The organism is Parerythrobacter lacustris, from assembly GCF_024626475.1.
In the GTDB taxonomy this organism is placed as follows: Bacteria; Pseudomonadota; Alphaproteobacteria; order Sphingomonadales; family Sphingomonadaceae; genus Parerythrobacter_A; species Parerythrobacter_A lacustris.
This window is the reverse complement of the sequence record NZ_JANKHH010000002.1, coordinates 58,598-80,588: the sequence shown is the minus strand read 5'-3', so window position 1 is coordinate 80,588 and position 21,991 is coordinate 58,598. Positions and strand designations below refer to the sequence as shown.

Genomic DNA, 21,991 nt, shown 5'->3' with positions numbered 1-21,991 from the left:
CACCGCATCGCGCTTGAACTCGTCGCTGAAATTAGCCTTACCCATCGTCGCCTCCTGTCCTCAAAATTAGGAAAGAAAGCGTCCACAAATCTAGGGGCTATTCACAGAGACGCGGAGAAGAAAGGAGAGACGCAGAGGTTCAGTCTGGCTTGTAGTCGTTAACGACCCTCCGGATGCCGTCCTTCATGGTTGCCTCCGAGAAATTGAGTAGCAGCCCTACGGGCTGTTTGAGAAGGCGCAGGTACGTTAGCAGCTGCTTTGCATGAGCTTTGCTCAGCAGCTCGACCGCCTTGATCTCGAGGACGAGTCGGTCGTCGATGAGCATGTCGATCTTGAAAGCAGGGTCGTACAGTTCGCCGTCGAAGACGGCCTTCACCTGAACCTGCCGGTCAACCTTCAGTCCGCGCTTGCGCAATCGACCGCTTAGAACCGATTCATAAACGGACTCGAAAAGGCCAGGTCCGAACTCCCGGTGAATCGCGATGGCTTCTTCGATCACTGTCGAACTGAGATCGTCGATCGGAATCAAGTCTCCCTCCGCGTCTCCACTTTTTTCTCTGCGTCTCTGCGTGAACCAAAAAGGCTCAAAACTCCACCGGCCCGTCCAACTCCTCGACCGTCCACGGCAACCCGTGCTGGTTGAGCATGTCCATGAAGGGATCGGGATCCATTTCTTCCATGTTGAACACGCCCTCACCGCTCCAGATGCCCTGCACCATCATCGCGCTGCCGATCATCGCGGGCACGCCGGTGGTGTAGCTGACGGCCTGGTTGCCGGTTTCCTCGTAAGCCGCCTCGTGCGAACAGATGTTCTTGATATAGAACGTCTTCTCACCCGAACCATCCAGCGCTTCGCCGGTCGCGATGCAGCCGATGTTGGTGTTGCCCTTGGTCGTCTCGCCCAGGGTTTCCGGCTTGGGGAGCACGGCGGCGAGGAACTGGAGCGGGATGATCTCCACCCCCTTGTACTTGATCGGCTCGATGCTGGTCATGCCGACATTCTGCAGCACGGTGAGGTGGGTGATATAGGCATCGCCAAAGGTCATCCAGAAGCGCGCGCGCTCCATTTCCGGATTGAACTTCGCGAGGCTCTCCAGCTCCTCATGGTACATCATGTACATGTTCTTGGGGCCGACGGCTTCGAAGTCGAACTCGACCTTGTGTGCCATCGCCGGGGTCTCGACGAATTCGCCGTTTTCCCAGTGCCGCGCCGGCGCGGTCACTTCGCGGATGTTGATTTCCGGGTTGAAGTTGGTGGCGAAATGCTGGCCGTGGTCGCCGCCGTTGCAGTCGAGAATGTCGAGCGTGCGGATGGTCTTGAGCTTGTGCTTCTTGAGCCACATGGTGAAGACGCTGGTGACGCCCGGATCGAAGCCCGAGCCGAGCAGCGCCATGATGCCCGCCTGCTTGAAGCGGTCGTGATAGGCCCATTGCCAGTGGTATTCGAACTTCGCCTCGTCCTTCGGTTCGTAATTGGCGGTGTCGAGATAGCTGACCCCTGCTTCGAGGCAGGCGTCCATGATCGGCAGATCCTGATACGGCAGCGCGAGGTTGACCACCAGGCTGGGCTGGACCTTGCGGATCAGGTTTACCATCGCCGGGACTTCCTCGGCGTCGATCTCGTAGGTCGCCACATCGACCCCGCAGCGTTCCTTCACGCTGGCGGCGATCGCATCGCATTTGCTCTTGGTGCGGCTGGCGAGGTGGATGCTGGAGAAGATGTCCGGATTGAACGCCATCTTGTGGACGCAGACCGAGCTGACGCCGCCGGCACCGATTACGAGAACTGTCGACATGTTGGGTGATCTCCGAATGCGAATCTTGCCGTCCCCCTAGCGAAATGCGCTAGAGCCGCCAAATGATCCGAGACGATATGCGTATGCCGACCCGCGAAGGGGTGATGGAAGCCGCTGGCAAGGTCGCCAGCATCCTGCCCCCCACCCCGCTGCTGCCGGTCGAGATCGGCGGTGTGCGTTGCTGGGCCAAGGCCGAAGTGCTGCAACCCATCGGCGCGTTCAAGATCCGCGGAGCATGGCACCGGCTCTCCGCGCTGTCCGACGAGGAGAAGGCGCTGGGTGTGGTCGCGGTATCGAGCGGCAATCACGCGCAGGGCGTGGCCTGGGCGGCGAAGCGGCTGCGGATCGCCGCGACCATCGTGATGCCGCACGACGCGCCGCAGGTGAAGCTCGACGCGACAAAGGCACTCGGCGCGGAAGTGGTACTTTACCGGAGACCGGGCGAAGACCGCGACGCGGTTGCGGCAAGTCTCATCGCCGAGCGCGGCGGCACACTGATCCATGCGTTCGGCGATCCGTGGGTGATCGAGGGGCAAGGCAGCGCCGGGATCGAGATCACGCAGCAGCTCGGTCGGCAGCCCAGCCGCATCCTCGCCTGCTGCGGCGGTGGCGGGCTGGCGGCGGGCCTCGCCCTTGCTTGCCCCGACAGCGCCATCGTTCCGGTCGAGCCGGTCGGGTGGGATATGGTGGGGCAGTCGCTCGCGGCGGGAGCAATCGTGGCTGCGGCGGACAATGCCCCGAAGACGATCTGCGACGCGCTCCAGCCTACCGCGACCAAAGCGATCAACCTCTCTGTACTGCAAGGGCGCGCCGACCCCGGTGTCAGCGTGACCGATGACGAAGTCCGCGCGGCGCAGCGCTTTGCCTTCGCCAGATTGCGACTGGTGGTCGAACCGGGCGGCGCCGCCGCGCTCGCCGCCGCGCTGGCGGGCAAGGTGACGCTCGACGAACACACCGTGATCATGCTGACCGGCGGCAACACCGATGCGGCGAGCTTTGCGACGACGATCGCCGATCGCGATTAGTTGCAATTGACAATCTAACTGGCGCGCCGCACTCTCGTGCCGAAATTTGAGGGAGGGAAGTTCATGCAAGCTCAAATCCTGGCACCGGCTGCGGTGCTGGTGCTGTGGTCGCTGATCATGCTGATGTGGGTTGCTGCAACCCGGCTCCCGGCGATCAGCAAGTCCGGCGGCATCAAGAACGCCAAGCCCGGCGGGCGCGGGGTCGATTTGGAAGGCGTGCTGCCCGACAAGATCAACTGGAAGGCGCACAATTACGCTCACCTGATGGAGCAGCCGACGATCTTCTACCCCACCGTGGTGATTCTCGCGCTGATGGGCGCGGGCCAGATCGACGTGGTGCTGGCGTGGGCCTATGTCGCTCTGCGCATCGTCCACTCGGTCTATCAGGCGACGGTCAATGTGGTCGGCGTACGGTTCCTGATCTTCATGATCTCGACACTGTGCCTGCTGGTGCTCGCGGTGCGCGCGGTGATGGCGACCCTGTTCGCCGACCCGACGGCGGTGCTGGTATGATCCGGGCCGAAATCCTCCAGCCGGTCGTCGCGCTGGCGATCTGGACCATGGTGATGTGGGTGTGGATGTACGCCACCCGCATTCCGGCGATGTCGCGGGCGAAGATCGATGCGGCGAAAATGGTCGGTTCGACCGGTGCCAGCCTGCGCGAGCAATTGCCCGAATCCGTCAGTTGGAAGGCGGACAATTACAACCACCTGCACGAAGCGCCGACGGTGTTCTACGCCATTGCCATCACCCTCGCCGTCATCGGCCAAGGCGACGGGATGAACGCGCTGCTGGCGTGGATCTATGTCGGGCTGCGGGTAGCGCATTCGCTGGTGCAGACGACGTCCAACCGCGTGCTGGTGCGTTTCGTGCTGTTCGCGCTGTCGAGCCTGGTGCTGATGGCGCTGATCCTGCACGCGAGCATCACGGTGTTCGATCTGCACGGGTAGCGATTGGTCCTTCGAGACGCTCGGATTGCATCCTCGCTCCTCAGGATGAGCGGGAGTGGAGGATGGACCGGCTTGTGAGAATTTACTCCTCGGGATCGAAGGTTTAGCAATCCCCGCTCATCCTGAGGAGCCGAAGCCGCAGGCTGAGGTGTCTCGAAGGACGCAGGCCTACTCCGCCGCGTGTGCGTGTCCGTCGAGATCCAGCGCAAGGTTGGCCAGAAACCGCTCGCCGTCGAGCGCGGCCATGCAGCCCATGCCCGCCGCGGTCACCGCCTGGCGATAGACGTGGTCGGTCACATCGCCTGCCGCAAACACGCCGGGGACCACGGTCTTGGGCGTGCCCGGTTCGACCAGCAGGTAGCCCGCATCGTCCATCGGCAGCTTGCCCTTGAACAGCTCGGTCGCAGGCGCATGGCCGATCGCGACGAAGGCCCCGTCAACCTCCAGTGTGCTCGCCTCGCCGGTCACCGTGTCGGTCAGCGCCAGATGCGTCAGCCCCGCGCCCATCGGATCGCCTTCGAAGCTTGATACTGCCTTGTTCCACAGCACTGTGATGTTCGGGTGCTTGAGCAGTCGCTCCTGCAAAATCTTCTCCGCGCGCAGGCTGTCGCGGCGGTGGACCAGCGTCACATCCTGCGAATGGTTGGTCAGGTAGAGCGCTTCCTCGACTGCGGTGTTGCCGCCGCCGATCACCGCGACCTTCTTGCCGCGATAGAAGAACCCGTCGCAGGTCGCACAGGCGGAGACGCCCTTGCCGCCCAGTTCCTGCTCGCCCGGTGCGCCGAGCCATTTGGCCTGCGCGCCGGTTGCGATCACCAGCACGTCGCCGAAGTACTCGTCGCCGCTGTCACCCACCGCGCGGAACGGGCTGCCGCCGTCGAGATCGACCGAGACGATGGTGTCCCACATCATCCGCGTGCCGACATGCTCGGCCTGTTGCTGCATCTGCTCCATCAGCCACGGGCCCTGCACCACGTCGGCAAAGCCGGGATAGTTCTCGACATCGGTGGTGATGGTCAGCTGCCCGCCGGGCTGGAGGCCCTGCACCACGATCGGCTCCATCATCGCGCGCGCGCCATAAATCGCGGCGGAATAACCCGCCGGGCCGGAGCCGATGATCAGCATCTTGGTACGATGGGTCGCCATGGAAATTGCCTTCGAACTGCGGGCCGGACGCCCGATGTGGTTATGCCTCGACGAGGTGCAAGCGCAGCGCCGCGCGCTTCTCTTCGTCGACCCCAAGCACGTCTTTCAGGAACGCGTCGAGGGAGCCGTATTGCGCTTCCACAGCTTTGCGCATGGCGGCGAGATAGCGTTCGTCGACCCCCATCAGCACGCGGATGGTGTCGTCGGAGATATCGCCCCATTTCGCCCGCACCGCCACCGCGCCAGCCGCGACCCGCGCGTCGATATTGCCGGCGGTGTTGGTGAGCAGGAAATCTTCCATCGCATCATCCGGGTGGACGCCCAATGCATGGTGCAGCAATGCGACCGCCATGCCGGTGCGGTCCTTGCCCGCCAGGCAATGGACGAGGCTCGCGCCGCCGCCCTCTTCCGGCCCCCTGGCTAGCGCATCGAAATAGAGCCGCATGACGTACAGCACCGGTTCGCGATGCGGCAGGCGGGCGTAGAGCGCTTCCATCTTGCCGTGCGCTGTCTCGACATCGAGCGCGCCCTCCGCCGCCTCGACATGCGGCGCGAGCGCGGCGGTCTCGCCGTCGAAGAACAGCACCTCGGCTCCGAAGTCCGCCGACCGGCGGCAGGGGTAACTGGTCCGCTCGCTGCGCCCGCGAAAGTCGATCACGTGCCGCAGGCCGAGCGCGGCGATCCGCGCCAAATCGGCATCGCTCGCATCGACATGCTGGCCGGAGCGCCACAGCACGCCGCGCTTTACCCGGCCTCCACCGGACACCGCATAGCCGCCGTAGTCGCGGAAGTTGTGCACGCCTTCAAGCGGGAGGATTCGGTCTGTCGTCATGCAGCGCGCTTGCCAGCCGGCGCTACCGCGCACAAGTCCGGAAGCCTCGGATCAGCGCGTCTCGATCGACGCGAGGTCGGCGGTGAAGCGCTCGGTCCATTGCTGGACGTTGTCGTCCCGCACAGTTTTCACCATCGCCTCGTAGCGCCGCTTGCGCTCGTCGAGCGGCATATCGAGCGCGGTCCTGATCGCGTGCGCGAGGTCGTCGCGGCTGTGCGGATTGACCAACACCGCCCCTTCCCCATCGCAATCGAGCTGTTCTGCCGCGCCGGCGAAACGCGACAGGATCAGGACCCCCGGATCGTCGGGATCCTGCGCGGCGACATATTCCTTGGCGACGAGGTTCATCCCGTCGCGCAAGGGCGTTACCAGCCCGATCTTCGCCGCGCGGTAGAAACCGCACAGCTCTGCCAGCGAATGCCCGCGGTTCACATAGCGGATCGGGACGATATCGACTTCCGACCGCGCACCGTTGATCGCGCCGGTTTTCTGCTCGAGTTCGGCGCGGATCTTCTGGTAGCTCTCGACATCCTCCCGGCTCGGCGGGGCGATCTGGATATAGACCAGGTCTCTCACCCGCTCCGGATTCTGGTCGAAGAAGCGGCCGATGCCGTCGATCCGTTCGGGCAGGCCCTTCGAATAATCGAGCCGGTCGACCCCGATCATCGCGGTGCGGTGCCGGGTGCTGGCGAGCAACCGCTGCCCGGCCTGCCGCGCCTCGCCGGTGTTGATCTGCGCCTGGAGATGATCCCAATCGATCCCGATCGGATAGGCGCGCGCGAAGGTGGTCCGACCTTCGAATTCGATGCGCCCGGTCTCCTCGTCGACCTCGGCGCCCAGTTCCTTGCGGCAATAGTGGAGGAAGCTGTCGAGCCAGGGGTCGGTCTGGAAGCCGATCAAGTCGTACTCCAGCATCGTGCGCACCAGCCGCTCGTGGTAGGGCAGCGAGACGAACAGCCGGGTCGGCGGCCAAGGGGTGTGGAGGAAAAAGCCGATCCGGTTTTCCAGCCCGCGCGAACGCAGCCGCTCACCCAGCGGCAGCAAGTGGTAATCGTGGACCCAGACGAGATCATCGGCTTCGATCAGCGGCGAAACCGCCTCGGCAAACTGCTCATTGACGCGTTCGTAGCCCTTGCCGAACTCGTTCTCGAATTCGGTCAGGTCGATGCGGTAATGGAACAGCGGCCACAGCGTCGAATTGGCGTAGCCGTTGTAATACTCATCGACATCCTGCCTCGCGAGATCGATCGTCGCGATCGTGACCCCCTCGGCGCGCTGGATATCAATCTGGCCGGTGTATTCCTCGACCTCGCTGCCCGACCAGCCGAACCAGATCCCACCATGCTTCTTGAGCGCCGAATTGAGCGCTCCCGCCAGCCCGCCCTGCGCACCCGCCGCGCCGCGGGCCTTGGGCACAGCGACACGGTTCGAGATGATGACCAGGCGGCTCATGGGTAATTCCCCTAGCGGATTTCGCTCCACGGTTTCGACAACAGGCCAGCCCCGTTGATTACCCCTACCAGCGAATAGGTTTGGGGGAAGTTCCCCCACAGCTCACCGGTTTCGAAGTCGAGATCCTCCGACAGCAGGCCGGATTGGGTCGAATGACCGAGCATGGTCTCGAACAGCTTGCGCGCCTCGCCATCACGACCCGCAAGGTGCAGCGCCTCGATCAACCAGAAGGTGCAGACGTTGAACGCGGTTTCGGGCAGGCCGAAATCGTCTTCGCTGGCATAGCGCAGCATGTGCTCGCCGCGCCGCAGTTCCTTTTCGATCGCCGCGAAGGTCGCCTGGAAGCGCGGGTTGTCAGGCGCGAGGAACCGCAATTCGACCATCTGGAGCAGGCTGGCATCGAGGTAGTCGCTCTGGAAGCTTGCGCCATAATGCCCGCCCCCGGCATCGTCCGGCACCCAGGCTTCCTGCTCGATCTTCGCCGCGATCTGCGCCGCGCGGCCGGACCAGAAATCCGCCCGGTCGGGCTTGCCGATTTGCTTTGCGACATTGGCCAACCGGTCACACGCGGCCCAGCACATCACCGCCGAATAGGTGTGCACTTCCTGCCGGGTGCGAAATTCCCACAGCCCGGCATCGGGCTGGTCGTGCATCTTCCACGCCATCTCGCCGACCGCTTCGAGCGCTGCGAAATCATGCTCGTCGGCCATGCGCAGCAGACGCTGGTCGAGGAAGCCCTGCGCCGTCGGCAAGACGATCTGGCCGTAGCAATCGTGCTGCACCTGCTGGTAGGCGGCATTGCCCACCCGCACCGGCCCCATCCCGCGATAGCCCGCGAGATGCGCGGCGGTGGTCTCGTTCAGTTCCCCCACCCCCATCACCGAATAGAGCGGCTGGATCTGCCCGCCCTGCGCCGCGTCGACGATGTTGCGCAGATAGGCGAGGTATTTCTCCAGCACGTCGAGCGCGCCGAGCCGGTTCAACGCCTGCACCGTGTAGTAGGAATCGCGGATCCAGCAGTAGCGATAGTCCCAGTTGCGCTCGCTGCCCGGCGCCTCGGGGATCGAGGTGGTCAGCGCGGCAACGATCGCGCCGGTTTCCTCGTGCTGGCACAGCTTGAGGGTGATCGCGCAGCGGATCACCTCTTCCTGCCATTCGAAGGGAATATGCAGCCCGCGCACCCAGTGCTTCCAGTAGCGCGAGGTCTGCGCCTCCATCGTCCGCACTTCGGAACGGACATTCCCGGTAAACGGCTCGTCCGGGCCGAGGAAGAAATGCTGGTCGCTTTCGACCCGGTAACTGCGCCCTTCGAGCAGGTAGCCCACCGGCGCATCGGTGGTCAGCCGCATCGCCTGCGGGCCGACCAGATAGCGCACGTGGTTGGTACCGTTGGTCGTTTCGGCCAGTTGCGCGCCGTACCCCTTCATTGGGCGCAGTGTAATCTTTAGCCGGGGCGTGCCGGCAACCGGACGAACGATGCGGACATAGGCGACGGGGCGATGCATCCTCCCCGATCGCTCGAAACGGGGGCAGAAGTCGCGGATCTCGACCGCGCTGCCGTCTTCCGCCTCGAGCCGGGTGACAAGGATCGGCGTGTTGCGCTCGTAGTGCTGGGTGGCGGAGACCTGCCCTTCGATCGCAAACCGCCAGACTCCCACCTGCTGCTGCCCGCCGTTGAGGAGCGCGCAGAACACCGGATCGCCATCGACCCGCGGCACGCAGCCCCACACCAGCCCCGCAGCCTCGTCGATCAGCCCGCTGACCTGGCAATTGCCGATCGGCCACAGCTCGAGATCGGGTTGCGGGGTTGTCAAAGCTTCAGCCATGCATGGACATCCGATACGGCAGGGAGGTGGTAGAGGGCACTATCGCTGGGGCGCTCGCCCACCGCAACACCGAAGCCGCCATTTTTTGCTGCAGCGCAAAATCCGTCCTCGTCGGTCACGTCGTCGCCGACGAAGACGGGCATCGCTCCGGCGAATTCCGGTTCGGCCATGAAAGCCTCGACCGCCCGGCCCTTGTCCGCCCCCGGCAAGACGAATTCGACGACGCATTTGCCGCGCTTGAGCGCGAGGCCATGCTCGGCCGCGAGCGCTTGCGCCGCTTCGACCACCGCATCTTCCTTCTCGGGTGCCGAGCGGTAGTGCAAGGCCAGCCCGTGGGCCTTGCGTTCGAGCAATGCGCCTGCGCGGTCTGCCGTACGTTCGATTGCCCCAATCGCAGCGTCCGGCAGGCGCTCCGCATCGGGGCCGAAGGTGCTGCCGTCGCGCTTGCGCCGTGCGGCCCCGTGGGACCCGGCCACCGCAACCGCGAGCGGGCCGAGATGCTCGGCAAGATTGGCCGGGGAACGCCCGCTGACCACCGCCATCCGGTGGTCGAGCCGGGCGGAGAGCTCTTCCAGTCGCTTCGCAAGATCGGGCGGGACCGCAATCCTGTCGGGCGTTGGCGCGATGGGCACCAGCGTCCCGTCGAAGTCGAGGAACAGCGCAATCGGCCCCTTGGCACCGAGCGTATCGATTGGGGGCGGTGGAGGAAGGTCGCGCGGATTGTCCATCGAAGCGCAGGACTACGCAGCCGAAGGACCGGGGTCAAAGGGCGGAGGCGATGAAAACGTATGTCGCGGGTGCAATTGCCTGCTTGTGCCGCCCCCGCGCGGCTGCAACACAGGGCCGATGGGAGAGATGACGCAGGACGATTTGCGCGAGGGGCTGGTACGGGCCATGGCGCGCGCGGGCGTGGGCGAGCCATCCGCGCTGCACCGGCTGACCGGCGGCGCGACGATGGAAAGCTGGCGGTTTACGGCTGGGGGCGAAGACTACGTCCTGCGGCGCGCGCCGAGCCTCGCCTTCATGGAAGGGCGACCTTTCGGCCATGCCACCGAAGCGGCAGTCATCCGCGCGGCGCATGGCGCCGGTGTGACCGCGCCCGAAGTGGTCACCGTGCTGGAAGACAGCGACGGCATCGGCAGCGGCTTCGTGATGCGCGCCCTGCCCGGCACGCCCGATCCGAAGGCGATCCTGGCAATGGAGCAGCCCGATCGCATTCTGGCCGAGGTCGCTCGCGACCTTGCCCGCATCCATTCGCTCGGGCGCGAGGATGTGCCGCCGGAAATTCCCGAACTCGATTACCGCGACGGCATCGAGAACCTTCGGCAGCAGTTCGAGGAGGCGGGCGGCGACCGCCCGATGATCGCGCTCGGGCTGCGCTGGTTGATGGACCATGTGCCCGACCGGGTCGAGTCGGTGCTCGGCCATGGCGACTATCGCCTCGGCAATATCCTGTGCGAGGACAGCCACCTGACCGGCGTGCTCGACTGGGAGCTGGCGCATTTCGGTGACCCGCACGAGGACCTCGCCTTCGGCTGCATGCCGGTGTGGCGCTTCGCGCGGTATGACCGACCCGCGCTCGGGCTGGGTTCGCTGGAAGACTACTTCGCCGTTTACGAGGCCGAGAGCGGGCGCACGGTCGATCCGGCGCGGTTCCGCTTCTGGTCGGTTTACCGCACGGTGTGGTGGGCGCTGGGTTGCCTCCGCATGGCCGACTTCTGGCGACGCGGCGAGGACCGGATGCTGGAACGGGTGGTGATCTCGCGCCGGACCAGCGAGCAGGAACTCGACCTGTTGCTGCTGCTGGAGGAGGATGCGCCAGAAGCTGAACGGAACAGGGCCATCGATGATCCGATGGAGATGAATCCCGCTCTCCACGGTGAGGCGCAGATGGACGAGATTGTGATAGCGGTTTCGGAATGGCTGAGCTCAATAAAGCACAAGTTGGAGGGTCATGACCGTTTCCAGCTTGCGGTGGCCCGAAACGCCTTGGGCATTGTGGAGCGGGAACATCGTCATTTCACAATCCACGATGATCGTTCTGCCGCGCTGAAGGTTCTTCGCGGGGAAATGAACCTCAGGACTCCAGGTTTTCTCGCCGAATGCCGAAGAGGTGTGTGGTCGAAGTTGCGCGAAGATTCACCGAAATATCCGTCCCTTCAGGCGGCTTTGGCCCAGTGGCCGATGGAAGAAGAGGAATAGCCGCATGGATTTCACCATCCCGCAGGACCTGGAAGACTACTACGCCGAGCTGGTCGCCTTCATCGAGGACACAATCATCCCGCTCGAGCAGGCGGACGACAACATCCGCTTCTTCGACCACCGACGCGAATATGCGCGGACCGATTTCGAGAACGGCGGCCTGCCGCGCCACGATTGGGAGGACCTGCTGCGCCAGTCGCGCAAGCTGGCGGACGCAGCCGGGCACTGGCGCTTCTCCGCGCCGAAGAAATATGGCGGCAAGGACGGCTCCAACCTGTGGATGGCGGTGATCCGCGACCGCTTTGCCGCACGCGGGCTGGGGCTGCACAACGATCTGCAGAACGAGCACAGCATCGTCGGCAATTTTCCCTTCGTCGCCATGTTCGAGACCTTCGGCACCGAGGAGCAGAAGCAGGAATTCATCCTCGGCGGCTTCGAAGGCACCCGCCGCGTCGCATTCGGGCTGACCGAACCGCATCACGGCTCCGACGCGACCTTCATGGAAACCAAGGCGGTGCGCGAGACCCGCGACGGGGTCGAGGGCTGGCGGATCGATGGCGAGAAAATGTGGATCACCGGCATGCATGTCGCGACCCACTGCGCGATGTTCGCCCGCACCGGCGGTAAGGACGGCGACGCCAGCGGGATCACCTGCTTCCTCGTCCCCAACCCCACCCCCGGCCTCAAGATCGAGGAATGGATGTGGACCTTCAACATGCCGACCGACCACCCGCGCCTCAGCGTCAACAATGTCTGGGTGCCCGACAGCGCGATCCTCGGCACCGAGGGGCGTGGCCTCGCGCTGGCGCAAAGCTTCGTCCACCAGAACCGTATCCGCCAAGCGGCGAGCTCGCTCGGCGCGGCAAGCTACTGCGTGGAGGAAAGCGTGCGCTATGCGCGGGAACGCAAGCCGTTCGGCGAAGAGCTGGCGCGCAACCAGGCGATCCAGTTCCCGCTGGTCGAGCTCGCCACCCAGTGCGAGATGCTCCGCCTGCTGATCTACAAGACCGCGTGGGAAATGGACAACATGCCGCACGAGGAGATCGAGAAGACTATCTCCGACAAGGTCAGCATGTGCAACTACTGGGCCAACCGGCTGGTGTGCCAAGCGGCCGACCGGGCGATGCAGGTGCACGGCGGGATCGGCTATTCGCGGCACAAACCGTTCGAGCACATCTATCGCCACCACCGCCGCTACCGGATCACCGAGGGTGCGGAAGAGATCCAGATGCGCAAGGTCGGTGCCTATCTGTTCGGCTATCTAGGGCCGAAGCGCGGGAAGTACGGGTAGGGTTGAGGACTACGCATTCATGCCGTCTCGCTAGAACCGGCCCATGGTCGTTTGACGCCCGACGGTCGTCGACGATCATCTGGCACCCTATGGAAATGCCTAGGTCTGGCAAGTCGATCGAACTGCGCGATCCTCTTGCCGTCGCTCCAGACGGCAGCACAGAGAGCTCGCGGTCTTCATCCGTGCAGTGTGAGCTACGGGACCGACCTGTTCTTGCCTGGCGCTGTTCATTTGACGCTTTGGAGCACAGGGCTGTTTTGAGCCGGGTCAGTGGACAAAAATATAGCATAAATCGATGAATCTTTAAGAGAACAACCTACACTTCCTGCCACTAAAGTGCGTAAGCGCAATTTTTGTCGATGAGACTGCTGGTATCCGCTATTGTCACGGACGGGTGCGAATTCGCACTGCGAGCGGCCAGATCAGTAATTCCCTCTGCCTATTTCAGATCAACGGGAATCCACCTTGTCACCATGAATAGTCCTCGCTACGCTGCATTTCGGATCAATTTTGGGCGGGACCGGCTTTTGGAAGAGTTTCTTCTGATATTCGAGGGGCGAACGGTCTTGTATTTCGTGTTTGCGGGCGCGGCTTGGTTGTTAGCGCTTGCGATCAGACGAAGCCGAATGGAGGGAAGAGTAATCCGGCCCGGCATTGCACGAGGCGAGGACTACAAGCGCGAAATCGTGCAGTCGCTTCTCTGCCTGGTTATATTCTCCCTGAGCGCCTTCATCGTAATCAAAGGGACTTCCGGGGGATGGATGCATCTCGATACCAAGGGCAGCTACGGTGTCATTGAGTGCGTGGTGATTTTCTCCTTGATGCTCGTGGTTCACGACACCTATTTTTACTGGACCCACCGCTGGTTTCACCGCCCGGGCGTCTTCAGGCATTTCCACAAGACCCATCACAAGTCGGTTCACCCCACTCCCTTCGCTTCCTATTCGTTCGACCTGTCGGAAGCCGTCGTAAATTCGGCCTTCTTTCCGCTCTGGTTCGCGCTGGTTACGACCCCCGCCGTGGTGGTGCAGGTCTTCGTTCTGTTCGCCCTTGTTCGCAACGTTCTCGGGCATACCGGCGTGGAAATTCTTCCCAGGTGGACCGTCGACAACATCATCCTCGACCAGTTCACCACCACCACCCATCATGACCTGCACCACAGCGGGCATTTCAGGCACAATTACGGCCTCTACTTCACCTGGTGGGATCGCCCGATGAAAACAGAGCATCCGAAGTACAAACAGGTGTTCCGCGAGGTCACCAGTCGCGAACATCCTGTACCGGCGCAACGTGGAACCACCGCATGATCGAGGCAGGCGATGATGGCGGCCGATTGGCCGGAAGCTGCCTGTGCGGCGGAGTTCGGTACGACCTTGCCCGGCTGGACGGGCCAATAGGCCATTGCCATTGCGTCACCTGTCGCAAAGCCCACGCAGCCCCGTTCACCACGACGGCGCGCGTGCGGGTGGAGGATTTCCGGTGGACTGCAGGCGAGGAATTGCTGCGCGGCTACGAATCGTCGGCGGGCAAGCGCCGGATGTTTTGCGGCCAGTGCGGATCGCAGATCGTGGCCGTCCTGGCCAATTCTGATCAAATGGTGCTGCGGGTTGCCACTCTGGACGACGATCCGGGCAAGCGCCCGGTCGCGCATATCTGGACGTCGCACGATGCCCCCTGGCTCGAGGTTTACGACCTGCCGTCTCACCTCGAATGGGCGGACAAATGACGGCCCGGACGCAAGCAAAGACAATGGATGAATTTTTCGGCAAATCTCGGGAGATTGCATGAACTCGGCCCAAATCGACCAGCTTCGGGAAGTCGCGCAAACCGCGATCACCAACTTCTCGCGGAACGATGTGATCTCTGCGGTCAAGGCCGGAGCGTGGACCAGAAGGGATTACCAGGCGCTGCTGCTGACGATCTTTCCCCAAGTCTATCAGGGAACCATGTCCTTTGCCCTTGCGACGGGCAATTGCGCCACCCGGTACACCGCACTGCGCGAAATACCAACGAAGCATTCTTCGTTGCAGTCGAGGGCGAAAGGATAGTCGGAATCTGTATGCTCGAAAGCTCGACATTTCCCCGTCTGCAACATCAGGCCGAGCTGCGTATCTCGGTCCTCAAGGAAGCATGGGGCACCGGTGTTTCCCGTAAGCTGATGGACTTGGCGATCGAATTCTTCAGAAGCAACCCGATGCTGACACGGCTCTCGCTCCAGGTCAGCACACGCCACGCCAGAGGGATCGAAGTCTATCGCAAATACGGTTTCGCCGAAGAAGGCGTGAAGCGCCGCGGCATGCGGGTGGGCGGAGATTACCATGACCTGCTGATGATGGCTCTGCTCAAGGATGACGAGTGAGGCTTCGCAGCATGGTCCAGAGCTCAGCCGGGATCGAAGTGCAACGCGTGGCAGCGTTCGCTGACGGGAATTCAGGCGGAAATCCTGCCGGTGTTGTCTTGCTCGATGCCTGGCCCTCCGATGCCGAGATGCAAAGTATTGCCGCCGATGTCGGATATTCGGAAACCGTGTTCGTGGTCCCCTCTGTCGATGGTTTCGCGGTGCGTTATTTCGCGCCCAAGGCAGAGGTCGCTTTCTGCGGCCATGCGACAATTGCTCTTGGCGGCGTTCTGGCCGAACGGTTCGGAGACGGACGTTTCCAGATTCAGACTGCTGCGGGAACCAGACTGAAAATCTTCGGCGATAGGCTCGGTCGCAACTGGCGAGCAGGCTTTGCGTCTGCCCGTTGCACCGTCGGTCCGCTGGCTCCGTCGGTCATGTCGGAGATGATGGATATCTTCTGTCTACGGCGCTCCGATCTCGACAGTCGCTTGCAACCCACCGTTGCCTCGGCTGGCCTGGATCACAGCTTTGTCTTCGTCTCCAGCCGCGACTCCTTGCGCCAGATCGGATATGCTTTCGAACGAGGGCTCAAATTGTCGCGAGAACACGGGTTCACGACGCTCGCCTTTGTCCACATGGAACAGGAAGACCGGTTCCATGCCCGCAATTTTTTCCCTGTCGGCGGTGTCTATGAAGATCCAGCAACCGGCGCTGCGGCAGCGGCCCTGTGCGGCTATTTGCGGGAGTGTGGTTGGCTGGCGGGAAGTGTCATCCAAATCGTGCAGGGCGAAGATATGGGACAAGCGTGCACGATCACCGCTACGATTCCCGAAATGCTTTTGAAGGGTGTCGCGATAGAAGGCACGGTCAGGCACATTGGAGCGGAACGAGCCTAAGGACAGGCGGTAACCGGAGCCGGGGCCATCCCACAAGTGATTGCTCGCTAATCGATGGCAATAAGAGAGCCTGCTGCCTCCATCTCCCGAATGTTGGTCATGTCGCTTGCGACCAGGTCGGCCGGACCCGTCAGAAAGACGAGTCCGAGGCTTGAGAGCAGGTCGTTGGTCGGCTTCACCTGGCCGCCGGGTGACGCATACCAAAAAACGTCCCGCACCGTGCCGAGCGTCTCCAGTGCCGCCTTGCCGGGTACGGACTTCACCGTTCCCGACTGGAAATTCTTCAGCATGACGACTTCGAGATGGTCGGTGTATCGGCATTCCAGACTGCACATGGATGCAAATCTCACCGGATCGACGTATGATGCAATTGCCAGATCGAGCGGCGACACCGTTGAGATCGCGTCGACATAACGCGGGACCATTGCCCCACACAATCGCGCTCCGGACTCGACAAGGACCGGACCCGCATCATCGACGAAGACTTCCGTGTGGCTCGGACCGACCTTTACGCCCAGCGCATCCAGCACCCCGAAGCTGTATTCGATCAGATCCGCGAATTCGCACCATTCCTGCGGTGGAATGAAACACATGCTGCGGTAGATCGGACCTCCGTTTACCCCTCTTTCCTTCGCATAGCGCGCGACACTGACGACCTTGTGCCTGCCCCCGCCGCTGACGGTGTCGATAGCGTACTCGACGCCTTCGACCAGCTCCTGCGCCAGCATCTCCTCGTTGCGAAATCCCAGCAAATTTACCTTGCCGATTTCGCTTTCGAACGCATCGCGGGCTTGCGTCACATTGTCGCAGATCCGCACACCATCGGTGCCACCCGATAAGACCGGCTTGATCACGACCGGCCAAGAGCTTCGGGCGGTCAGCCACCTTTCGACCTCGCTGAAATCGCTCGCCTTGATCTGATCGATATTACGCAATCCGGCTGCGTTGATTGCCTGATGCATATTGTATTTATCGCGCCGGGCAAAGGCCATTGCCGGATCGTTGTGCGCCAATCCGAGCTGCGCGCTCATCGCGTTTGCGAGATCGACACCAGCCTCCTGACCTGGAACGATTGCCGCAAGTTCGAACTCGCCCAACTCGCGCAACAGTTCTTCAGGGCGACCCGTGTAAGTAATCGAGCGGACAAAATCATTCGACCGGAAGGAAGCGGATAGAGTACCGCTAAGAGGTCGCAAGTGGAGCGCGATACATTGATATCCCAATCGTCGAAAGCGCTCGGCAAGGAGTGCGCCACTGGAATATGGCTCGACAATCACGACAGACTGAGACATTTGCGACCCTTTTTCAAATGGCCTTCGTCGGCCCCAAAAATGCATGCCCGGCCATGCTCAATCATAGAATACGCATATTCTATCGGGCAATCGAGCAAAAGGTAAGCAAAGGAATCAGACTGAACGATTCTCTTTACCTCTATCCTTGAATTGAATTCAAGGCCGTCACTCCACCGGCGCACCTTGGGCATAATCGCCAGAGTAAATGTGTGGTATCAGGATACGTCGGACACAGTATTCGAGACACCAGCAACCGGTCGCGACGACCTGCCCGCGACACTTGCGGCGATGGACCGGTTGCGAGGCGCGCGGATCCTGTTGAGCCACAGCCCCGACCCGTTTCCCAACGTCCCCAATTCGGTGCCGCTGGTGCTCGCGGGCCATACGCATTGCGGCCAGATCGCCTACCCGTGGGGCGGCGCGCCTGCGACGATGTCCGACTATGGCGACCGGTATTCTTGCGGGCGGGTCGATGAAGCGGGCAAGGTGCTGGTGGTGGGCGCAGGTCTCGGCACCAGCCTGCTCCCGATGCGGCTGTTTACCCAGCCGCAGGTGTGGCTGGTGAAACTGGAGCCTCAGGCCGCGCGCGCGGTGAGATAGGCGATTCGCCTGCGATCGGCGGATTCGCGGCCGGCGGGAAAGGGTATCGTCTGCCCATATCTGGACCGCCATCGTGCGGGAGTTCCTGCAGTGGAGGAAACAATCATTTTCCTACATCCCCCTCCGCTGCTAGCTTTCTTGCTGCTCTTTGAAATCGTGACGCAATTCCACAACGACCTCACTCAGCGCGGTGTATGGTTTTGGTGTCGCCTTAGTGTCGCCTTTCGACGTCGCCTCTGGCCCGGGCTCGCAGCGATACCGGAAATGAAAAGGGCCGCCAGGGCTTACCCTGACGGCCCAACTCTGACGGCAGGGCCAGCTCAGCCCTTGACGGCTGCGGCCACCTCCGCCGCGAAATCGCTTTCTTCCTTCTCGATGCCTTCACCGAGCTGGAAGCGGACATAGTCCTTGAGCACGATCGAGGTGCCCGCGTCCTTGCCCGCCTTGGCAACGACGTCCGCGATCGGGGTCTTGTTATCCATCACAAAGACCTGGCTAAGCAGCGCGTTTTCCTTGGCGAACTTGTTGATCGCGCCATCTACCATCTTGGCCTGGACCTCGGCGGGCTTGCCACTCTCGGCAGCCTTTTCGGCGGCGATCTTGCGCTCGCGCTCGATCAGGTCGGCGTCGAGGCCATCGGCGTTCAGCGCCTGCGGGAAAGCCGCCGCGATATGCATCGCGATCTGCTTGCCGAGCGGCTCGAGCACGTCGGCACCGGCATCGGACTCGAGCGCGACGAGCACGCCGATCTTGCCGAGGTTGGCCGCAACCGCATTGTGCATATAGGGCACGACCATGCCGCTGGCGACTTCGACGGTCTTCATCCGGCGAACCTGCTGGTTCTCGCCGATGGTCGCGACGTTATCGGTCAGCTTGTCCGAAACGGTGCCGCCATCGGGGTAGGCCATGCCCTTGAGCGCGTCGACATCGTCAGCTGATGCGCCGATCGCGACATCGGTGACCTTGCGGACGAAGTCCTGGAACTGGTCGTTCTTGGCAACGAAGTCGGTTTCCGAATTGACTTCGACGGCAACGCCGCGGGTCCCGCTGACGGCAACGCCGACGAGGCCTTCCGCAGCGGTGCGGCTCGACTTCTTCTGCGCGGTGGCGAGGCCCTTGGCGCGCAGCGCGTCGATCGCGGCTTCGATGTCGCCGTCGGTTTCGGTCAGCGCCTTCTTGGCGTCCATCATGCCGGCGCCGGTCTTTTCGCGCAGCGCCTTGATGTCGGCGGTGGTGAAATTCGCCATTGGTCTAGTCCTTCTTCAATAATTCGGGCGCGCCGGGCCCGAGGGGTCGGGGTCTCCGGCGCGCTGGAGCAGGAATGTGACGGACGCGTTTCACGCCCGCCAATTCACCTGGTTTACTCGGCGGTCGCTTCGACCGGCGGTTCGGCCATCGCGCCGACATCCGCACCCGAATCGACGATGCCGGCACCCTTGCCGGTGCTCGCCGCCTGCGCGATCGCGTCGCAGTAGAGGCGCACGGCACGGGCCGCATCGTCATTGCCCGGCACCGGGAAGGCGATGCCTTCGGGATCGACATTGGTGTCGAGCACGGCGACGACCGGAATACCCAGAACATTGGCTTCCTTGATCGCCAGCTCTTCCTTGTTGGCATCGATCACGAACATCACGTCCGGAATGCCGCCCATGTCGCGGATGCCGCCGAGCGACATTTCGAGCTTGTCGCGCTCGCGGGTCAGCTGGAGAATTTCCTTCTTGGTCAGACCCGAAGTTTCGCCCGAAAGCTGCTCTTCGAGGGTCTTGAGGCGCTTGATCGAACCGCTGATGGTCTTCCAGTTGGTCAGCATGCCGCCGAGCCAGCGGTGGTTGACGAAGTGCTGGCCCGAAGCGCGCGCAGCCTCCGCAATCGGCTCCTGCGCCTGGCGCTTGGTGCCGACGAACAGGACCTTGCCGCCCGAACGTGCGGTCTGGTGGACGAAGTCGAGCGCGCGCGCGAACAGCGGCACGGTCTGCGACAGGTCGATGATGTGGACCCCATTGCGGGCGCCGAAGATGTACGGCTTCATCCGCGGGTTCCAGCGGTGGGTCTGGTGGCCGAAATGTGCGCCGGCCTCGATCAATTGCTGCATGGTGACGGTAGGAGCCGCCATAGGTAAATTCCCTTCCGGTTATGCCTCTGGAAAGCTGGAACCGTGAGGAGACCCCTCTGCGGCACCGGTGATGCGTGCTTTCCATGTGAATTTGCCCGCCGACGGGATGCGCTAAACACGCCGCTCCGACTGCGAACGCGGGCACCTTAGCGCCCCTACAGCAAGAAATCCAGCCTCAATTCATCGCAAGCGACAGGGCATCGGGCGCAAAAAGCGCTTGACGGGTCAGAACAAAAAGAGAACACTGCGATTCCGATGGATCGAATGCTCGTCGGCAAACATTATCCACAGGTCACCCAAAGCCTGTCAACGGCTTTGTGGGCACGCAGAGAAAGATTAAAGACATGCTCGAATTTGCTCTGATTGTCCTGTTCGGCGGAAGCGCGATCGCGGCAACTGTCGTTCTTGCCGACAGCGCGGTGCGTGGGCGAAATGCCCACCGCCGCCTGACGCGCGAGATGGCCTTCGTTCCGGTTACCGTTGCAAGAGTGACGGTGGTTGAAGTCGCGGCGCGCCCTGCGTTGCGTTTGATCAATCAGGCAGGTGACTTACGTCCAGTGGTGTCGGTACAGGCTGGTTGGCAACTGCCCGTTGCCGCTTGATCCGGCCATAGCGAATCAATGCCCAGGGCATTAGCGCCAAGTAGCCGGCGCAGATTACCGTAAGTGTCCACCACGGCTCCATAAGCAGCGCGGCGAAAAGAATGCCGACGAATGCGATTAGTTCCAGCCGTACGTTCCTGCGTGGCCGGATCGAACTCCAGCTGAATGTCGCGAGATTGGAGATCATCAGGAACGCGATGACCGCCATCCAAACGGCGTTGATGACCGGTTCACGAAACAACTCGTCCCCTGTCGCCATCCACAGATAGAACGGGGTGAACGCCAGCCCCGCGCCGACCGGAGCAGGGACCCCAGTCAGGAAGCCCGCCGATTTATGCGGTTGCTCGTCGGTGTCGATCTGCGCGTTGAACCGCGCCAATCGCAGCGCGCAACACAGCGCAAAGGCGAGCGAGGCGAACCAGCCGATGCGTGGCAAGTCCTGCAGGGTCCAGAGGTAGAAAATGATCGCCGGAGCGATGCCGAACGACAACGAGTCGGCCAGGCTGTCCAGTTCTGCACCGAACCGCGACTGCGCGTTGAGCAATCTGGCGATCCGCCCGTCCATTCCGTCCAGCAACCCGGCGAGGATCACTGCAAAAACCGCTGCCGCCCAGTTCTCGGCAATAGCGAAGCGGATGCCCGTCAGACCCGAGCACATCGCCGCGGCGGTGATCGCATTGGGCAGGACCGCGCGCAGCGACAACCCGCGCACCTGCTTCTTGCCGCGATGCCGGGGTATCTCGTCCTCCGCAGCCTTGGGGCCGAGTCTGACTTCGCCGAGGCCCTCGTCATCACTCATTGTGCGACCCCTTCGATCAGTTTTTGCGTGCCAATGCGCGCCAGTACAGTCTCACCGGCAACAACTTTCTGCCCTAACAGCACTGCCGAATCCGTGCCCGTCGGCAAGTAGACATCGACTCGGCTGCCAAAGCGGATCAGGCCCACGCGTTGGCCCGCAGCCAGTATGTCGCCCGGCTTCACGAAGGGCACGATGCGCCGCGCCACCAGCCCGGCAATCTGGGTAAACCCGATCAAGAGCCCGTCGTGCCGTTCGATCAATATGTGCTGGCGCTCGTTCTCTTCGCTCGCCTTGTCGAGATCGGCATTCATGAATTTTCCCGGCATGTAGATCAGCCGCTTGACCGTTCCCGAGATCGGCGCGCGATTGATGTGTACGTCGAACACACTCATGAAGATCGACACGCGCGTGACCGGCAAGGGCGTAAGGCCGGCACTGCCTAGGCCATCGTCACCCACCAGTTCGCGTGGTGGTTCGACCTGCGCGATGAGCGACACGAGCCCGTCGGCGGGCGCAACGATGACGTCATCACCCTGCGGCACCACACGCTCGGGATCGCGGAAGAAGGCGAACACGAAAGCGGTCAGCCCGAGCAATGGCCAGCCGACAATTTCCCAGTCCATAATCAGCAGGAAGAACAGGCTGATGGCCAGTGCGATAATGCCGAACTTGCGACCTTCCGGATGGATCGAAGGCCAATTCCAGCTGGCGTCGCCGCGCCCGCGATTGTCGAGAATTTCACCTGCCATGGAGGGTCACTTAGGTCGTGCGCTGCGCAACCACAAGGCGCGAGACCTGCCGCAAACACTGTCACGATGCGGGAGGGCT

At 62.5% G+C, this 21,991-nt stretch carries 23 protein-coding genes; 11 read left to right on the top strand and 12 right to left on the bottom strand.

All coding sequences use genetic code 11. From position 1 onward, the window contains the following. Window positions 1-139 precede the first annotated feature (139 nt). On the bottom strand, window positions 140-529 hold the full coding sequence (locus tag NSO95_RS03375; RefSeq protein WP_257594741.1) for a GxxExxY protein: 390 nt from the start codon (window positions 527-529) through the stop codon (window positions 140-142). Between the two features lie 55 nt (window positions 530-584). Further along, entirely contained in the window at window positions 585-1,796 is a 1,212-nt protein-coding gene (locus NSO95_RS03370) for a saccharopine dehydrogenase family protein (protein ID WP_257594740.1), read from the bottom strand. 62 nt (window positions 1,797-1,858) lie between these two features. Between NSO95_RS03370 and NSO95_RS03365 the strand changes: the two genes are divergently transcribed. The 3 genes from NSO95_RS03365 to NSO95_RS03355 all read left to right on the top strand — a co-directional run bounded on the left by NSO95_RS03365 (window position 1,859) and on the right by NSO95_RS03355 (window position 3,771). Further along, complete coding sequence (locus NSO95_RS03365) at window positions 1,859-2,821, top strand: threonine ammonia-lyase (RefSeq protein WP_257594739.1); 963 nt, start codon at window positions 1,859-1,861, stop codon at window positions 2,819-2,821. A 63-nt stretch (window positions 2,822-2,884) separates the two neighbouring features. Further along, window positions 2,885-3,334 (top strand): MAPEG family protein, encoded by a 450-nt coding sequence (locus NSO95_RS03360; RefSeq protein ID WP_257594738.1) that lies wholly within the window; start codon window positions 2,885-2,887, stop codon window positions 3,332-3,334. Beyond that, complete coding sequence (locus NSO95_RS03355; RefSeq protein WP_257594737.1) at window positions 3,331-3,771, top strand: MAPEG family protein; 441 nt, start codon at window positions 3,331-3,333, stop codon at window positions 3,769-3,771. Before NSO95_RS03360 ends, NSO95_RS03355 begins: the two co-directional genes overlap by 4 nt. A gap of 168 nt (window positions 3,772-3,939) precedes the next feature. Here NSO95_RS03355 and trxB read toward each other — a convergent pair whose 3' ends face one another. From trxB to otsB, 5 genes are read right to left on the bottom strand one after another with little or no spacing between them, the layout of a single operon-like run. Next, window positions 3,940-4,917 (bottom strand): thioredoxin-disulfide reductase, encoded by a 978-nt coding sequence (trxB, locus tag NSO95_RS03350; protein ID WP_257594736.1) that lies wholly within the window; start codon window positions 4,915-4,917, stop codon window positions 3,940-3,942. A gap of 40 nt (window positions 4,918-4,957) precedes the next feature. After that, window positions 4,958-5,749 carry a tyrosine-protein phosphatase gene (locus NSO95_RS03345; protein WP_257594735.1) on the bottom strand — a complete coding sequence of 264 codons (792 nt, stop codon included), beginning with the start codon at window positions 5,747-5,749 and terminating at the stop codon, window positions 4,958-4,960. Window positions 5,750-5,800: 51 nt separating this feature from the next. Continuing rightward, complete coding sequence (locus NSO95_RS03340; RefSeq protein ID WP_257594734.1) at window positions 5,801-7,201, bottom strand: alpha,alpha-trehalose-phosphate synthase (UDP-forming); 1,401 nt, start codon at window positions 7,199-7,201, stop codon at window positions 5,801-5,803. A gap of 11 nt (window positions 7,202-7,212) precedes the next feature. Beyond that, window positions 7,213-9,027: a glycoside hydrolase family 15 protein gene (locus NSO95_RS03335; protein ID WP_257594733.1), complete on the bottom strand. Its 1,815-nt coding sequence runs from the start codon at window positions 9,025-9,027 to the stop codon at window positions 7,213-7,215. After that, window positions 9,012-9,755, bottom strand: coding sequence for a trehalose-phosphatase (otsB, locus tag NSO95_RS03330; RefSeq protein ID WP_257594732.1), 744 nt, complete (start codon window positions 9,753-9,755; stop codon window positions 9,012-9,014). Before otsB ends, NSO95_RS03335 begins: the two co-directional genes overlap by 16 nt. Window positions 9,756-9,873: 118 nt before the next feature. On the opposite strand from otsB, the gene NSO95_RS03325 reads away from it, so the two are divergent. From NSO95_RS03325 to NSO95_RS03295, 7 genes are all read left to right on the top strand, one after another. Further along, window positions 9,874-11,229 carry a phosphotransferase family protein gene (locus NSO95_RS03325; protein ID WP_257594731.1) on the top strand — a complete coding sequence of 452 codons (1,356 nt, stop codon included), beginning with the start codon at window positions 9,874-9,876 and terminating at the stop codon, window positions 11,227-11,229. A 4-nt stretch (window positions 11,230-11,233) separates the two neighbouring features. After that, the gene (locus tag NSO95_RS03320) at window positions 11,234-12,520 is read left to right on the top strand and encodes an acyl-CoA dehydrogenase family protein (RefSeq protein WP_257594730.1); all 1,287 of its coding nucleotides are present in this window, start codon (window positions 11,234-11,236) and stop codon (window positions 12,518-12,520) included. Between the two features lie 527 nt (window positions 12,521-13,047). After that, entirely contained in the window at window positions 13,048-13,827 is a 780-nt protein-coding gene (locus NSO95_RS03315) for a sterol desaturase family protein (RefSeq protein ID WP_257594729.1), read from the top strand. Next, window positions 13,824-14,246 (top strand): GFA family protein, encoded by a 423-nt coding sequence (locus NSO95_RS03310; RefSeq protein ID WP_257594728.1) that lies wholly within the window; start codon window positions 13,824-13,826, stop codon window positions 14,244-14,246. Before NSO95_RS03315 ends, NSO95_RS03310 begins: the two co-directional genes overlap by 4 nt. Before the next feature lie 58 nt (window positions 14,247-14,304). Continuing rightward, window positions 14,305-14,568, top strand: coding sequence for a hypothetical protein (locus tag NSO95_RS03305; RefSeq protein ID WP_257594745.1), 264 nt, complete (start codon window positions 14,305-14,307; stop codon window positions 14,566-14,568). After that, on the top strand, window positions 14,493-14,879 hold the full coding sequence (locus NSO95_RS03300; protein WP_257594744.1) for a GNAT family N-acetyltransferase: 387 nt from the start codon (window positions 14,493-14,495) through the stop codon (window positions 14,877-14,879). Before NSO95_RS03305 ends, NSO95_RS03300 begins: the two co-directional genes overlap by 76 nt. An 11-nt stretch (window positions 14,880-14,890) precedes the next feature. Beyond that, window positions 14,891-15,757: a PhzF family phenazine biosynthesis protein gene (locus tag NSO95_RS03295; protein WP_257594727.1), complete on the top strand. Its 867-nt coding sequence runs from the start codon at window positions 14,891-14,893 to the stop codon at window positions 15,755-15,757. A gap of 47 nt (window positions 15,758-15,804) precedes the next feature. Here NSO95_RS03295 and NSO95_RS03290 read toward each other — a convergent pair whose 3' ends face one another. Next, entirely contained in the window at window positions 15,805-17,049 is a 1,245-nt protein-coding gene (locus NSO95_RS03290; protein ID WP_257594726.1) for an ATP-grasp domain-containing protein, read from the bottom strand. 183 nt (window positions 17,050-17,232) lie between these two features. On the opposite strand from NSO95_RS03290, the gene NSO95_RS03285 reads away from it, so the two are divergent. After that, entirely contained in the window at window positions 17,233-17,649 is a 417-nt protein-coding gene (locus NSO95_RS03285) for a hypothetical protein (RefSeq protein ID WP_257594725.1), read from the top strand. Window positions 17,650-17,969: 320 nt separating this feature from the next. Here the strand turns inward: NSO95_RS03285 and tsf are convergent, their stop codons facing one another. From tsf to NSO95_RS03265, 4 genes are all read right to left on the bottom strand, one after another. Beyond that, window positions 17,970-18,896: a translation elongation factor Ts gene (gene tsf, locus NSO95_RS03280; protein WP_257594724.1), complete on the bottom strand. Its 927-nt coding sequence runs from the start codon at window positions 18,894-18,896 to the stop codon at window positions 17,970-17,972. A 113-nt stretch (window positions 18,897-19,009) separates the two neighbouring features. Beyond that, window positions 19,010-19,762: a 30S ribosomal protein S2 gene (gene rpsB, locus NSO95_RS03275; protein WP_257594723.1), complete on the bottom strand. Its 753-nt coding sequence runs from the start codon at window positions 19,760-19,762 to the stop codon at window positions 19,010-19,012. A 531-nt stretch (window positions 19,763-20,293) separates the two neighbouring features. Continuing rightward, complete coding sequence (gene pssA, locus NSO95_RS03270; protein WP_257594722.1) at window positions 20,294-21,163, bottom strand: CDP-diacylglycerol--serine O-phosphatidyltransferase; 870 nt, start codon at window positions 21,161-21,163, stop codon at window positions 20,294-20,296. After that, window positions 21,160-21,912 carry a phosphatidylserine decarboxylase gene (locus NSO95_RS03265; protein ID WP_257594721.1) on the bottom strand — a complete coding sequence of 251 codons (753 nt, stop codon included), beginning with the start codon at window positions 21,910-21,912 and terminating at the stop codon, window positions 21,160-21,162. Before NSO95_RS03265 ends, pssA begins: the two co-directional genes overlap by 4 nt. Window positions 21,913-21,991: the final 79 nt, after the last annotated feature.

Bases quoted from the DNA above. Each gene is read 5' to 3' on its own strand.
- NSO95_RS03370 (WP_257594740.1), bottom strand. From the start codon at position 1,796: ATGTCGACAGTTCTCGTAATCGGTGCCGGCGGCGTCAGCTCGGTCTGC.
- NSO95_RS03365 (WP_257594739.1), top strand. From the start codon at position 1,859: ATGATCCGAGACGATATGCGTATGCCGACCCGCGAAGGGGTGATGGAA.
- NSO95_RS03360 (WP_257594738.1), top strand. From the start codon at position 2,885: ATGCAAGCTCAAATCCTGGCACCGGCTGCGGTGCTGGTGCTGTGGTCG.
- NSO95_RS03355 (WP_257594737.1), top strand. From the start codon at position 3,331: ATGATCCGGGCCGAAATCCTCCAGCCGGTCGTCGCGCTGGCGATCTGG.
- trxB (WP_257594736.1), bottom strand. From the start codon at position 4,917: ATGGCGACCCATCGTACCAAGATGCTGATCATCGGCTCCGGCCCGGCG.
- NSO95_RS03345 (WP_257594735.1), bottom strand. From the start codon at position 5,749: ATGACGACAGACCGAATCCTCCCGCTTGAAGGCGTGCACAACTTCCGC.
- NSO95_RS03340 (WP_257594734.1), bottom strand. From the start codon at position 7,201: ATGAGCCGCCTGGTCATCATCTCGAACCGTGTCGCTGTGCCCAAGGCC.
- NSO95_RS03335 (WP_257594733.1), bottom strand. From the start codon at position 9,027: ATGGCTGAAGCTTTGACAACCCCGCAACCCGATCTCGAGCTGTGGCCG.
- otsB (WP_257594732.1), bottom strand. From the start codon at position 9,755: ATGGACAATCCGCGCGACCTTCCTCCACCGCCCCCAATCGATACGCTC.
- NSO95_RS03325 (WP_257594731.1), top strand. From the start codon at position 9,874: ATGGGAGAGATGACGCAGGACGATTTGCGCGAGGGGCTGGTACGGGCC.
- NSO95_RS03320 (WP_257594730.1), top strand. From the start codon at position 11,234: ATGGATTTCACCATCCCGCAGGACCTGGAAGACTACTACGCCGAGCTG.
- NSO95_RS03310 (WP_257594728.1), top strand. From the start codon at position 13,824: ATGATCGAGGCAGGCGATGATGGCGGCCGATTGGCCGGAAGCTGCCTG.
- NSO95_RS03305 (WP_257594745.1), top strand. From the start codon at position 14,305: ATGAACTCGGCCCAAATCGACCAGCTTCGGGAAGTCGCGCAAACCGCG.
- NSO95_RS03295 (WP_257594727.1), top strand. From the start codon at position 14,891: ATGGTCCAGAGCTCAGCCGGGATCGAAGTGCAACGCGTGGCAGCGTTC.
- NSO95_RS03290 (WP_257594726.1), bottom strand. From the start codon at position 17,049: ATGTCTCAGTCTGTCGTGATTGTCGAGCCATATTCCAGTGGCGCACTC.
- tsf (WP_257594724.1), bottom strand. From the start codon at position 18,896: ATGGCGAATTTCACCACCGCCGACATCAAGGCGCTGCGCGAAAAGACC.
- rpsB (WP_257594723.1), bottom strand. From the start codon at position 19,762: ATGGCGGCTCCTACCGTCACCATGCAGCAATTGATCGAGGCCGGCGCA.
- pssA (WP_257594722.1), bottom strand. From the start codon at position 21,163: ATGAGTGATGACGAGGGCCTCGGCGAAGTCAGACTCGGCCCCAAGGCT.
- NSO95_RS03265 (WP_257594721.1), bottom strand. From the start codon at position 21,912: ATGGCAGGTGAAATTCTCGACAATCGCGGGCGCGGCGACGCCAGCTGG.